We start from the raw sequence: 13,252 nt of genomic DNA, 5'->3' as shown, positions 1-13,252 counted from the left end.
TCGTCGACGGCCGCAGCACCTGGGCAGACGACCTGTCGAAGTCACCGGCCACGCTCGGTACCCTGCCCGGTCCGGCCGGCCGGTGGGGATGTGTCGTCCTTCTGCTCCCTGCCGCCCGTCCCCCCTCGACACCAGGCCGAGCAGAACATCGGGCCGCAGATCCCACGCCGGCCCGCCTTCGCCGCGGCGGACTGCGGGTCGGCGGCGGTGGAGAGCCAAGGGCGACGGGGAGATGCTTCAGCCGGATCCCGCCGCACGGCTGTCCGCACTGCTTCTACGCGCTGCCGAGCACCCCGAAGACACGAGCCACCCACTGATCCATCCGGATCCCGAAGTCCGATCCCGAGGTGATGTCCGAGGCCGGGAGGCAGCCGACGTCGTCGAGGTCGGCAGCAAAATCCACGTCGGCCCAACCACCACGGAACAGCACGACAGACAGCTCGGCTTCCGCCGGGTCGGAGATGACCACACCGACCGAGTCGGGGTCGTGAACCCGAGCCCTGTCGGTTTCGAGCGGCTGCGGCCACGAAGCCTCCGCGTCCCGCCACGTCAGCTGTCCCACTTCGAGACCAGCCGATCTCCAGCTCACGGCCCGTCCCAGCAGAACGGCAGCAGCCTCGTCGAGGTCGAGCGCTCTGTCCATGACGGGATCATCCCTCATGGACGGAGCCCGGCCGAGCCGGGGCACACGTGCGCCGGACGGCCACGACGCCGCCGCCGGGGCCCCGGCCCACGCAGAACGCCGTGATCACCGCCCGCACCAGGTCGAGGGAGCGCGGACGCCGGTCCGGGGCACAGCCCCAGGCCCTCTCGCCGGTGTGACGACCGGATCCGGTGGCGGTTCCATCCGGCGAGGCCGGTAGGGGGTCACGGCGATCACCCCATCGGCCCGCATCACATCGGACTGATCCGGATTTCTACTGATATAGCCTCAGGTGCTGCAGTGATCTCATCCACGGGTGGGACGAAGAGTTCCGCTCACTGACTCTGCGGGGTGCCTCGCGCATGTCGGACGTCGTGTACATCGGCCTCACCGTCGCGGTGTTCGCCCTCATCGGTCTGGTGGCCAGGGGGGTCGAGCGCTTGTGAGCGCGGACAACATCGTCGGCCTGAGCGTCGCCTGCGTCCTGGTGGTCTACCTGGTCGTCTGCCTGATCTTCCCCGAACGCTTCTAGGGACGGGCCCGGATGAACGAAACCCTTGCGGGCTGGCTCCAGGTCATCGCCCTGGTGGTGGCGCTGGCACTCTCGTACCGCCCGTTGGGTGGATATCTCGCACGCGTCCTGACGAGCAGTCATCACTGGCGGGCGGAACGTCTGGTCTACCGGTGGGGCGGAGTGAGCGGCGACGCCGACCAGAGCTGGCCGGCCTACCTGCGCGGGGTCCTGGCCTTCTCCGCCGTATCGGTGCTGTTCCTCTACGGGTTCCTGCGTCTGCAGAACCACTTCCTGCTCTCCCTGGGCATGAAGCCGGTGGCCGCTGACCTGTCGTTCAACACCGCCGCGTCCTTCGTCACGAACACCGACTGGCAGGCGTATGCGGGCGAGTCGACGATGGGACATCTGGTCCAGATGGCGGGCCTCGCGGTGCAGAACTTCACCTCCGCGGCCATGGGAATCGCCGTCGTCGCCGCACTCATCCGCGGCTTCACCAGGAAGAAGACCGATCGGGTGGGCAATTTCTGGGTGGACCTGACCCGGATCGTGCTGCGTGTCCTGCTGCCCATCGCGTTCGTCTTCGCGATCGTCCTGGTGGCCACGGGCGTCATCCAGAACCTCCACGGCGCCCAGACCGTCACCACCATCGCCGGAGACCACCAGAGCCTGACCGGCGGTCCCGTCGCCTCGCAGGAAGCCATCAAACAACTGGGCACCAACGGCGGCGGCTTCTACAACGCGAACTCGGCGCACCCCTTCGAGAACCCCAGCGCCCTCACCAACCTGATCGAGATCTATCTGATGCTGGTGGTCTCCTTCTCGCTGCCGCGGACCTTCGGCGAGATGGTCGGCGACCACCGGCAGGGCTACGCGGTCCTCGCCGTCATGGCGGTCATCTGGACCGCTTCGGTCGCCGTCGTGACCGCCAACGAGCTGCACGACGTGAGCAGTACCGCCGGTCAGGCGGCCGGCGGAATGACGGAGGGCAAGGAGACCCGGTTCGGGATCTGGGCCTCCGTCCTGTTCGCCGTGTCCACCACGCTCACGTCGTGCGGAGCGGCCGGCTCGTCCCACGACTCGTACACACCGGGCGGGGGCGGGATGACGATCTTCAACATGATGCTGGGCGAGATCGCGCCGGGGGGTGCGGGCTCCGGTCTCTACGGGATTCTCGTCCTGGCGGTCGTCGCGGTCTTCGTCGCCGGGCTGATGGTCGGCCGTACACCCGAGTACCTGGGCAAGAAGCTCCGCGGCCGGGAGATGAAGTTCGCCTCCCTCTACATCCTGACCACGCCCGCCCTCGTGCTCGCGGGTGCGGGATTGGCCATGTCGTTCCCCGGCGAACGCGCGGCCATGCTCAACACCGGGGCACACGGCTTCTCCGAGGTCCTGTACGCCTTCACGTCCGCGGCGAACAACAACGGCTCGGCGTTCGCGGGTCTGAGCGCGAACACCGTCTGGTACAACACGACGCTCGGCGTGGTCATGCTCTTCGGCCGGTTCCTGCCCATGGTGTTCGTCCTCGCCCTTGCCGGATCGCTCGCCCGTCAGCAACCCGTGCCGGTGAACGCGGGCACACTCCCCACCCATCGTCCGCAGTTCGTCGCCCTGCTCACCGGAGTGGTCCTCATCGTCGTGGGGCTGACGTACTTCCCGGCCCTCGCACTGGGCCCCCTCGCAGAGGGGCTGCACTGATGTCGACCACCTCCGCCTCCGGCCCCGTCCCGCCGGGGACCGGGCCCCGTCAGGACCGGATCCCCGGCGGGCTGATGGATCCGGGACAGTTGTTGCGATCCTTTCCCGACGCCCTGCGCAAGCTGGATCCGCGCTCGATGTTCCGCAATCCGGTCATGTTCGTGGTGGGCGTCGGGGCGCTCCTGACCACGCTGTCGGCGGTCGGATCCCCCAGCGTCTTCGCCTGGGTGATCACCGCGTGGCTCTGGCTGACGGCCGTGTTCGCGAACCTGGCCGAAGCGGTCGCGGAGGGGCGGGGCAAGGCACAGGCGGCGACGTTGCGCCGTACCAAGACCACGGTGACGGCCCGGCGTCTCACCGGCTGGCGGCCCGGCGCGACCGACACCGCGGAGGAGGAGGTTCCGGGCGCCGACCTGCGACTGGGCGACCACGTGGTCGTCGAAGCCGGACAGACGATCCCGGGCGACGGCGATGTCGTGGAGGGGGTCGCGAGCGTCGACGAGTCGGCCATCACGGGAGAGTCGGCACCGGTGATCCGCGAGTCGGGCGGCGACCGGTCGGCGGTCACGGGCGGCACGAAGGTGCTCTCGGACCGGATCGTGGTGCGGATCACCTCCAAGCCCGGTGAGACCTTCCTCGACCGGATGATCGCCCTCGTCGAGGGGGCGGCCCGTCAGAAGACGCCGAACGAGATCGCGCTCGACATCCTCCTGGCATCCCTCACGATCGTCTTCCTGATCGCCGTGGTGACCTTGCAGCCCTTCGCCGTCTTCGCGGGGGCCGAGCAGAGCATCGTGGTCCTCGTCGCCCTCGTCGTGGCACTGATCCCGACGACCATCGGCGCGCTGCTCTCGGCGATCGGCATCGCCGGCATGGACCGCCTCGTCCAACGCAATGTGCTGGCGATGTCCGGGCGTGCCGTGGAGGCCGCGGGCGACGTCAACACCCTCCTCCTCGACAAGACCGGGACCATCACCCTGGGCAACCGTCAGGCCGCCGAGTTCCTGCCGGCGCGCGGGGTGAGCGTCGATGAACTCGTCGACGCCGCTCAACTGTCCTCCCTCGCCGACGAGACACCCGAGGGCCGTTCGATCGTCGTTCTCGCCAAGCAGCGGTACGCCCTGCGCGCACGGGGCGAGGGCGAACTGGACCGGGCCGTGTTCGTCCCCTTCACCGCTCAGAGCCGGATGAGCGGGGTCGACCTCGATGATCCGGGGGAAAGCCGGTCGCTGCGCAAGGGCGCGGCGACCGCGGTGATGCGCTGGGTGCGGGACCACGGCGGCCACCCCACCGACGATGTCGGACAGATCGTCGACGGCATCTCGGCGAGCGGCGGAACCCCGCTGGTCGTCGGCGTCGTCTCCCGGACCGAGGGGACACAGACCGCGCGCGTCCTGGGTGTCATCCACCTCAAGGACGTCGTCAAGGCGGGCATGCGGGAACGCTTCGACGAACTCCGCCGCATGGGCATCAGAACCATCATGATCACCGGGGACAACGCGCTCACGGCACGCGCCATCGCGCAGGAAGCCGGTGTGGACGACTTCCTCGCGGAGGCGACGCCCGAGGACAAGATGGCCCTGATCCGGCGCGAACAGGAGGGCGGGAAGCTCGTCGCCATGACCGGCGACGGCACGAACGACGCCCCCGCCCTCGCCCAGGCGGACGTGGGCGTGGCGATGAACACCGGCACATCGGCCGCCAAGGAGGCCGGGAACATGGTCGACCTCGACTCCAACCCGACGAAACTCATCGAGATCGTCGGAATCGGCAAGCAACTCCTCATCACCAGGGGCGCGTTGACGACCTTCTCGATCGCCAACGATGTCGCGAAGTACTTCGCGATCATCCCCGCGATGTTCGCGAGCGTCCATCCGGGGCTCGACCTGCTCAACATCATGCGCCTGCACAGCCCCACCTCGGCGATCACCTCGGCGATCGTCTTCAACGCGCTGATCATCATCGCGTTGATCCCCCTGGCGCTGCGTGGCGTGCGCTACCGGCCGTCCTCCGCCTCCCAGTTGCTCGGCCGCAATATCCGGATGTACGGGCTCGGTGGTCTGGTCCTGCCGTTCGTCGGCATCAAGCTGCTCGACCTCGTCATCCAGTACATCCCCGGACTGCGCTGACCACGGTCCGACGAGAGGAGAAGGCGATCCCATGGCGCCCGTCACCCTTCCAGCCGTGCTCCGCCACCATCTGGCCGCCCTGCGCATGCTGCTCGTGTTCACCGTCGCCACGGGCCTCGCGTACCCCCTGCTCGTCACCGGCATCGCCCAGGCCGGCCTCACCCACCAGGCCAATGGCTCGCTGCTCACCACCGACGGCCGGCCTGTGGCCTCCCGGCTGATCGGCCAGAACTTCGCCCTGCCGAGGAGCGACCCGCGCGACCCGCGCGAGGAGCCGCGTCCGGACCCCGTGTGGTTCCAGCCGCGCCCGTCCAACGGTGGCTACGACCCACTGAATTCGGGCGCCTCCAACCTCGGCCCGAACAGCGCCCGGCTCATCAGGACGGTCCGGGAGCGTCGCGCCGCCGTCGCAGCTTTCGACGGCGTGCCACCGGCGTCCCTTCCTGCGGACGCCGTCACGGCCGGCGGCTCCGGCCTCGACCCGGCGATCTCCCCGTCGTACGCGTACGCACAGGTCAACCGGGTCGCGAAGGCCCGCCACCTCGCTCCGGCCAGGGTCAGAGCCCTGGTCACCCGGCATGTCCGGGGACGTGTGCTGGGCTTTCTGGGGCAGCCCTGCGTCAACGTCGTCGAGCTCAACCACGATCTGGGCCCACTGGACCGGGCGGCGTCCCCGGGCCCCGGGCACACACACGGCTGATGTCCCGTCTCCCTTGATCTGGTCCGGATGCCGGGCTGTGGCCTGGGGCGATACGGTCACGCGAAAGAGGGACAGCCCCGCCTCGGGCAATCTGGTCGCACTGCCTGACGAATTCCGGACGCAGGACCAGAGGAAGAGAGTGCGAGAGATGGCCATGCACGATGACCAAGTGGACGTGACCACCGCAACAGTTGCGGCCTTGATGCGGGAACAGTTCCCTCGGTGGAGCGGCAAGCAGATCCGACTCCTGCAGTCGACAGGGACGGTCAACGCCGTCTTCCGCATCGGGGACGACCTCTCAGCACGTTTCCCCCTGCGTCTGACCGATGCCGCAGAGGTGCTGGCGGTTCTGGAACAGGAAGCCCGGGCGAGCACGGAGCTGGCACGGGTGTCTCGGTTCCCCACCCCGGAACCCGTAGCCCTGGGAGAGCCCGGCGCGGGCTATCCCATGCCGTGGTCGGTCCAGACGTGGCTGCCGGGAACGGTCGCCTCGGACGCCGACCCGAGTGGGTCGGATGCCTTCGCACAGGATCTTGCGCTCTTCATCGCCGCCCTCCGTAAGGCCGATACGCGAGGGCGGGTCTTCAGCGGCGAGGGTCGTGGCGGCGTCCTCACTCACCACGACGCATGGATGGAGAGGTGCTTCGAGGAGAGCGAGGGGCTGCTCGATGTTCCCCGGCTGCGCCAACGGTGGAGCCGGCTGCGGGAACTGGCTCGCACAGGTGCCGATGTGATGAGCCATGGTGACTTGATCCCCGGCAATGTGCTGGTCACGGGCGACCGGCTCAGCGGCGTGCTCGACACCGGCGGCTTCGGACCGGCCGACCCTGCGCTGGATCTGGTCAGTGCCTGGCACCTGCTGCAGCGGGGTCCGAGGGCAGTGTTGCGGCGGACACTGGGTTGCGACGAACTCGAATGGGAGCGCGGCAAGGCGTGGGCGTTCGTACAAGCGATGGGCGTTGTCTGGTACTACGTCGAAAGCAATCCGACGATGAGCGGGATGGGGCGCCGGACACTCGACCGCGTTCTGGAGTCGGTGGAGTGATGTCGCCCGGCTGCAGGTCGTGACCAGGACGATCGATTGCCACCCCCACCGACCGCAGCACCGACGGGGCCCGACCATAAATCCTCCGCCGTCCGAACGTACGCGTCCGGATCGCCGCGGTCGGGGTCGTGCGGGTCATGGATCGCGGCGAACCGTGTGTGTGTCCGAAGCAGCCGTCAGCCATGCGGCGGGGCGCCACGCCTCCGTGCGGGTGGCCTCAGACCCTGCCGCCCGAGACCGTGTCCGAGGACAGCCGTTGGGCGATGTAGATCGGAATCACGGACAGCAGGACGAGGAGCGCAGCGACCACGTTGACGACCGGGGCCTGCTGCGGTCTGGCCATGTTGTTGAAGATCCAGATCGGAAGAGTCTGGACACCGGGGCCCGCGGTGAAGGTGGTCACCACGACCTCGTCGAAGGACAGCGCGAAGGCCAGGAGCCCGCCTGCCAGCAGAGCCGACCGCAGCAGGGGGAAGGTGACGTCGGCGAAGGCGCGGAAGGTGTGTGCGCCCAGGTCCATCGCGGCTTCCTCGTAACTGCCGGGCATGCGGCGCAGTCGCGCCACGACGTTGTTGAAGACGACGACGACACAGAAGGTGGCGTGGCCGACGACGACCGTGAAGAGGCCGAGGCCCACGCCCAGTGGCTCAAGCACGGTGTGGAAGGCCGAGTTGAGGGCGATTCCGGTGACGATGCCGGGCAGCGCGATCGGCAGGACGACGGCGAACGAGATCGCCTGACGGCCGAAGAACGTGTGGCGGTGCACCGCGAAGGCGACCAGTGTGCCGAGCGCCAGCGCGATCGCCGTGGCGGCGAGGCCCGCCTCGACGGATGTCCACAGGGCGGACCGGGCACCGTCGTTGCGCCAGGCCGCGGCCCACCAGTCGAAGGTGAGGCCGGGTGGCGGCCAGCTCGAACTGCGTTCAGGGTTGAAGGAGTTGAGAAGGACGAGCAGCAGCGGAAGGTAGATGACCGCGAAGCCGATGCCGGCGGCGGTACGCACCGCGATGCGTGCGGGGCGGGAGAGTCGCATGACGTGGGCTCCTCGAAGCCGGCGGTGTTCGAAGACTGCGGTGTCCGTGAACTGCGGTGTGCGCGAACTGCGGTGTGCGCGAACTGCGGTGTGCGCGAACTGCGGTGTCCGCAGACGGCGGTGTCCGCAGACGGCGGTGGCGGCCGTGCTCAGAGACTGCTGAGCGCACCTGTACGACGCACCGCGAGCAGATAGAGCACAATGACGATCACCGGAAGGGTGCCGAGTGCCGCGGCCAGGGGCAGGTTCAGTGTCACGTTGGAGTACACGAGGTTGCCGATGAGCTGGGTCTTGCCGCCGACGATCTGCACGGTGATGTAGTCGCCGAGGCTGAGCGAGAAGGTGAAGACCGATCCGGCGGCGACGGACGGCAGCACCATCGGCACCACCACGGAGCGGAAGGTGCGTGCGGTGCGGGCGCCGAGATCGGCGGAGGCGTCGAGCAGGCTGTCAGGAAGGTGTTCGAGCGCCGTGTGGATCGGCAGGATCATGTACGGCAGCCAGAGATAGGTGAGGACGATGACGGTGGCGGGCAGACCGTAGCCGGGGCCGCCGAGGCCGAGAGGCTTGAGCAGCCAGTCGAGCGGGCCGCCCTCGGACAGGATGAGCCGCCAGGCGTACACCTTCACCAGGTAACTCGCCCACAGCGGCGTGAGGATCGCCACCACCAGCAGTGGACGCCATCTGGGCCGGGCCACCCGTGCCGTGCAGAGAGCGATCGGGAACGCGATCACGGCACACAGGACGGTGACAAAGAGCGCTACACCGATGCTGCGCAGCGCCACCTGCCGGTACAACGGTTCGGTGAGCAGCGCCTCGAAGTTGTCGGTGGACCACACTTTCACGACTTCCGAGGTGAAGGAGTCCGTGGTCCAGAACGCCGACAGGAACAGCACGGCCAGTGAGCCGAGGTAGGCGAGGACGAGCCACAGCAGCGGCGTGGCCAGGAGCAGGGACAGCCGCAACCGGGGGCGGCGGTGCAGGTTCCCAGCGAGCCGCCGGACGGGTCCGGCGGCTGCGACGGATTCGGTCATGGGTCAGCCCCTGCTCTGTTTCACAGCCACGTCCGGTCCCGGACGCGCGTCATCGACGGATTCAGCCTTGCTCCGCGCGTCATCGACGGATTCAGCCCTTGATCTCGTTCCAGGCCCGCACCCACGTCGCGTACGGCACGCAGGTGACGTCGGTGCGGCCGTCCAGGCACTGCGGGATGGGCGTGTTCCAGTAGTGGACGTTCTTCCAGTAGGGCTCGTCCGCGGCGTGGTACGTGGCGCAGTGGTTTGTGTCGGCGGTCTCGACGCAGGACTTCTCATTGGACGGGGCCTCACCGAAGTACTCGGCGACCTGCGCGTTCACCTTGGGTGAGATGATCCAGTCCAGCCACTTGTAGGCACAGTTGGGGTGCTTGGCCTCAGCGGCGAGCATCCAGGTGTCGGACCAGCCGGTGGAGCCCTCCTTGGGGAGGACCGCCTTGACCTCGGCGCCTTCGGACCGGGCGAGGTTGGCGATCACCTGCCAGCTGGTGCCCACCACCGAGTCACCGCTCTTGAAGGCGGAGATCTCCTTGAGGTAATCGCTCCAGTATTCGCCGATGTTCGCGTTCTGCTTCTTCAGCAGGTCCACGGCGGCGTCGAACTGCTTCTGGTCCAGGGCGTACGGGTTCTTGATGCCGAGGTCCGGCCGTGTGGCCTTCAGGTAGAGCGCGGCGTCGGCGATGTAGATCGGCGAGTCGTACGCGGTGACCTTTCCCTTGTGCGCGGACGCCTTGTCGAAGACCGCGGACCAGGAATCGGGGGCGGGCGTGACCTTCTCCGTGTTGTACATGAGGAGATTGGCGCCGCGGCCGTGCGGGATGCCGTACGGGACACCCTTGACCGAGTTCCAGTCCTGGTTCTTCAAGCCCTCGAAGACGTACGCGTAGTTGGGCACGAGCTCGGTGTTGACGGGGGCCGCGTCTCCGGAGGCGATGAGGCGCAGCGAGGCGTCCCCCGAGGCGGACACGGCGTCGTAGGCGCCGGTCTTCATGAGGCTGACCATCTCGTCGGAGGTGGCGGCCGTCCTGGCGTTGACCTGACAGCCCGTCTGTTTCTCGAAGCCGCTGACCCAGTCGGTCTTCGGGTCGTTCGAGCCGTCCTCGACGTAGCCGGCCCAGGCGATCAGATTGACCTGGCCCTCCGTCCTGCCGAGCTTCGACTGTGCTGTGAGGTCCGGGGGGTTGAGCCCCTTCGAGGACGGGCCGCTGTCCGGGTCCGAGGAGCCGCAGGCGGTGGCCAGGAGCAGCGCGCCGATGGCGGCTGCGGCCTTGAGCGAACGGTTCAGGCGCACGAATCTCTCCATGGGTATGGGGGCGGAGCGGGACGGAACGTGCGGGCTGTGCGGTCAAGGCGACGTGGGGCCGCGTGCGGTCATGGCGGTGTGGCGGCGTGGCGGCGTGGTGCGGTCACCGCGCCTCGGGAACCCGGAACGTGTGGCGGTCGCGCCAGAGCAGCCTGACCCGAGCGCCCCGGTAGGCCGCGACATCCTCGGAGGAGGTCTCCAGGTTCTGCTGGACGGCGGTGAGGCGCCCTCCCGCGTCGAGATCCACCAGGAAGCGGGTGACGTCGCCGAGATAGACGACTTCGGCGACGGTGCCGGTGGCGGTGGAGTGCTCACGTTCGTCGGGGGTGGCGGACTCCTTGAGGACGCGGATCTTCTCGGGCCGGATGCTGTACGTACCCGTGGAGCCGACGACCCGTTCGGCGGCGTCCCCTGCGAGCAGGTTGGAGGTGCCGACGAAACCGGCGACGAAAGCAGTCGCCGGTCGCTCGTAGATCTCGGCGGGAGTGCCGGTCTGCTCGATACGGCCCTTCCGAAAAACGGCGATCCGGTCGCTCATCGTCAGGGCCTCCTCCTGGTCGTGGGTGACGAACACGAAGGTGATGCCGATATCACGCTGGATGGCCTTGAGTTCGACCTGCATCTGCTCGCGCAGCTTGAGGTCGAGGGCGCCGAGCGGTTCGTCGAGGAGCAGCACCCGGGGTCGGCCGACCAGGGCGCGGGCGAGAGCCACGCGCTGGCGCTGGCCCCCGGAGAGCTGTGAGGGCCGGCGTCCGTCGAAGCCGTCGAGGCGGACCTGAGCGAGGGCTTCGCGGGCGCGGTCCAGCCGTTCGGCTCTCGGCACCTTCCGAATCTTGAGTGCGTACGCGACGTTCTGCTCGACCGTCATGTGCGGGAAGAGCGCGTAGTCCTGGAACACGGTGTGCACGTCGCGCTCGAAGGGTGCGAGGCGGGTGACGTCGCGACCGGCGAGCTCGACAGTGCCGGAGGTGGGCGTCTCGAATCCGGCGATCATCCTCAGCACCGTGGTCTTGCCCGACCCGGACGGGCCCAGCATCGAGAAGAACTCACCGTCGGCTATCTCCAGGTCGACCCCGGTCACCGCCTCGGACCGGCCGAAGGCCTTGCTCAGCCCATGCAGCCGGATCGCCGTTCCCTCCATGGGCGGACACCTTTCTGATGCTGTTGAGCGTCGGACGGGCACCGCAGCGGGTGCTGCGGCCGGAAGGGCTCACCGGCGCACGACGCCCGGCAGACCTTTCCGGCCACGGCACTGGAACCATAGGAAGCCGTCGTTCACATCTCAATGGCCACCTCGCGGCGCAGGACGGGTCAACACATGAGCTTTACAGGGTGGTTGCCGTTGAAACCCATGAAGCCGAGAGAAGCGGTACGCGAAGCGCCGGTTGCGCGGCGGTCGACGCCCGTGGTGCAGCCGGTCCGGGCTGCCGCACGCGCAGGGGAGGCGGACCGCCGCTCTGCACGGTCGGCCGCTCGGTGCGGTCGGCCGCTCGGTGCGGTCGGCCGCTCCGTTCGGTCAGCCGCTCCGTTCGGTCAGCCGCTCATCGGGGGCCGCTCATCGCGGGGTAGCCGCCGTCCACGCGGATCGCGTCGATGCCGCTGATGTGCCGGGCCCCGCAACGGTCTTGGGGCAGGACGAGTTGGGCGCCCGCGTGATCGAGGGGGCTGTCGTCGATGGTGACCGCGAGGAGAACGGGGGCGCGGCCGAAGTCGGGGTCGATCTCGGCCCAGGACAGCAGGGCGTGGTGGCCGTCCGCGCCACGTACGGCGATCAGGAAGCGCAGGCGGTCCTTGCGCCGTGCGAGGTCGAAGGCCGGACCGGCGGACGTCAGGACGTCGTACAGGAGCGGTCCGGTGAAGGTGTGGTGCTGGATGCCGCTGGTGGCGCACTCGAAACTGACCCGTGCCCGGTGCTGGGGCCAGGCGAGCAAAGCGGAGACCGTCAGGCGGGCCGGACGGGCGAGATCACCGGTGAGGGTGAGTTCCGCCACCGGACCGGCGGTCGTACCGGCAGCTGCGTGGGACTGACTCACGGGCTACCACCTCCCGCATGACCGTACCCGAACACCCCTCCCCCACAAACGCACATACCATCCGTTTTGATGCGTGTCCGAGCTCATGCAAGGAGACAGATGGCATTCACCTCGCATCTGCGGATGCATTCCGCGCGTATGCGTCCCCGCCGGAGACGCGTATGCGTCCCGCCGGAGCGGGGCGCGACCGCTGCGACGGCGCCTGCGCTCCGACCGTTCAAGCGAGGCTTTCGAGGCTTTCGCCGAGGAGCCGGACCGCATGAGGGTCTTCCGATTCTTGTGGCCGAAGTCAAGTGCCGGATGAGATCGTGGTCTTCATGAATCCCAACGTCCAGAACCCATCGGCCACCGACTCCTGGATGAGGCGCTATCACCGCGCCGACGAGGGTGTGCGGCTCATCTGCCTTCCGCACGCCGGCGGCAGTGCGACCTTCTACCGCCCGATGTCGGCCGCGCTGGCGCCGCACATCAGCACCGTAGCCGTGCAGTATCCGGGGCGGCAGGACCGCTACAGGGAGGCGTGCATCGCCACCATCCCTGAACTGGCCGATGCTATTTTCGACGCACTCGTGCCGTGGGCCGACGAGCCGATGGCCCTGTTCGGGCACAGCATGGGTGCCACGCTCGCCTTCGAGCTGGCGGTACGCCTGGAGAAGCGGCTGGGGAAGCCTCCGCTGGCCCTCTTCGTCTCAGGACGCCGAGCGCCCTCCCATTTCCGGGCCGAGTTCGTGCACACCCGCGACGACGAGGGCATCATCGCCGAACTGACGACGCTCAGCGGCACCGACCCCGCGCTCCTGAAGAACCGGGAAATCCTCGACATGGTGTTGCCGATGCTCCGCAGCGACTACCGGGCCATCGAGACCTACCGGGGCGGAGCGGATGACGTGGTCTCCTGCCCGATCACCGTGCTCACCGGCGAGAGCGACGACCGGGTATCCGCCCAGGAGGCAGAAGGCTGGGCGAACCACACCCGCGGCGGCTTCGTCCTGAAGACCCTCCCCGGGGGCCACTTCTTTCTCAACGACCATGGGGAAACGGTCACCCGTCTCGTCCGCGATGGCCTTTCAGATGTGCGGAGTTGAGACGCCCGCGGTTCGCGCCTGTCGGGATCTGCCGGGCT

Annotated in this window: 12 protein-coding genes; 6 read left to right on the top strand and 6 right to left on the bottom strand. The window is 68.4% G+C overall.

Translation table 11 applies throughout. The features are described from left to right. Nucleotides 1-274: 274 nt before the first annotated feature. Nucleotides 275-643, bottom strand: coding sequence for a hypothetical protein (locus ACFVUT_RS01860; protein WP_389642659.1), 369 nt, complete (start codon nucleotides 641-643; stop codon nucleotides 275-277). A 442-nt stretch (nucleotides 644-1,085) separates the two neighbouring features. Between ACFVUT_RS01860 and kdpF the strand changes: the two genes are divergently transcribed. From kdpF to ACFVUT_RS01835, 5 genes are all read left to right on the top strand, one after another. Continuing rightward, nucleotides 1,086-1,175, top strand: coding sequence for a K(+)-transporting ATPase subunit F (gene kdpF / locus ACFVUT_RS01855; protein WP_389642656.1), 90 nt, complete (start codon nucleotides 1,086-1,088; stop codon nucleotides 1,173-1,175). 12 nt (nucleotides 1,176-1,187) lie between these two features. After that, complete coding sequence (kdpA, locus tag ACFVUT_RS01850) at nucleotides 1,188-2,852, top strand: potassium-transporting ATPase subunit KdpA (RefSeq protein WP_389642653.1); 1,665 nt, start codon at nucleotides 1,188-1,190, stop codon at nucleotides 2,850-2,852. Beyond that, a complete protein-coding gene (gene kdpB, locus ACFVUT_RS01845) occupies nucleotides 2,852-4,981 on the top strand; it encodes a potassium-transporting ATPase subunit KdpB (protein ID WP_389642649.1) in 2,130 nt (709 codons plus the stop codon). Before kdpA ends, kdpB begins: the two co-directional genes overlap by 1 nt. A gap of 31 nt (nucleotides 4,982-5,012) precedes the next feature. Next, the gene (gene kdpC / locus ACFVUT_RS01840; protein WP_389642646.1) at nucleotides 5,013-5,681 is read left to right on the top strand and encodes a K(+)-transporting ATPase subunit C; all 669 of its coding nucleotides are present in this window, start codon (nucleotides 5,013-5,015) and stop codon (nucleotides 5,679-5,681) included. A gap of 148 nt (nucleotides 5,682-5,829) precedes the next feature. After that, nucleotides 5,830-6,726, top strand: a complete 897-nt coding sequence (locus ACFVUT_RS01835) for an aminoglycoside phosphotransferase family protein (RefSeq protein ID WP_389642643.1) — start codon at nucleotides 5,830-5,832, stop codon at nucleotides 6,724-6,726. Between the two features lie 217 nt (nucleotides 6,727-6,943). Here the strand turns inward: ACFVUT_RS01835 and ACFVUT_RS01830 are convergent, their stop codons facing one another. From ACFVUT_RS01830 to ACFVUT_RS01810, 5 genes are all read right to left on the bottom strand, one after another. Beyond that, nucleotides 6,944-7,759 (bottom strand): ABC transporter permease, encoded by an 816-nt coding sequence (locus ACFVUT_RS01830; protein WP_389642640.1) that lies wholly within the window; start codon nucleotides 7,757-7,759, stop codon nucleotides 6,944-6,946. Nucleotides 7,760-7,908: 149 nt separating this feature from the next. Next, nucleotides 7,909-8,793 (bottom strand): ABC transporter permease, encoded by an 885-nt coding sequence (locus tag ACFVUT_RS01825; RefSeq protein ID WP_389642637.1) that lies wholly within the window; start codon nucleotides 8,791-8,793, stop codon nucleotides 7,909-7,911. Between the two features lie 91 nt (nucleotides 8,794-8,884). Beyond that, nucleotides 8,885-10,096 carry an ABC transporter substrate-binding protein gene (locus ACFVUT_RS01820; RefSeq protein WP_389642635.1) on the bottom strand — a complete coding sequence of 404 codons (1,212 nt, stop codon included), beginning with the start codon at nucleotides 10,094-10,096 and terminating at the stop codon, nucleotides 8,885-8,887. Nucleotides 10,097-10,199: 103 nt separating this feature from the next. Continuing rightward, the gene (locus tag ACFVUT_RS01815) at nucleotides 10,200-11,237 is read right to left on the bottom strand and encodes an ABC transporter ATP-binding protein (RefSeq protein WP_389642632.1); all 1,038 of its coding nucleotides are present in this window, start codon (nucleotides 11,235-11,237) and stop codon (nucleotides 10,200-10,202) included. A gap of 400 nt (nucleotides 11,238-11,637) precedes the next feature. Then, complete coding sequence (locus ACFVUT_RS01810) at nucleotides 11,638-12,129, bottom strand: molybdopterin-dependent oxidoreductase (protein WP_389642629.1); 492 nt, start codon at nucleotides 12,127-12,129, stop codon at nucleotides 11,638-11,640. A 317-nt stretch (nucleotides 12,130-12,446) separates the two neighbouring features. Between ACFVUT_RS01810 and ACFVUT_RS01805 the strand changes: the two genes are divergently transcribed. After that, entirely contained in the window at nucleotides 12,447-13,214 is a 768-nt protein-coding gene (locus tag ACFVUT_RS01805) for a thioesterase II family protein (RefSeq protein ID WP_389642627.1), read from the top strand. The last annotated feature ends 38 nt before the right edge of the window (nucleotides 13,215-13,252 follow it).

It is taken from the genome of Streptomyces sp. NPDC058051 (assembly GCF_042885475.1).
Taxonomy (GTDB): domain Bacteria; phylum Actinomycetota; class Actinomycetes; order Streptomycetales; family Streptomycetaceae; genus Streptomyces.
Note: the sequence above shows the minus strand (reverse complement) of the source record. Positions and strands in the feature narration are given on the sequence as shown.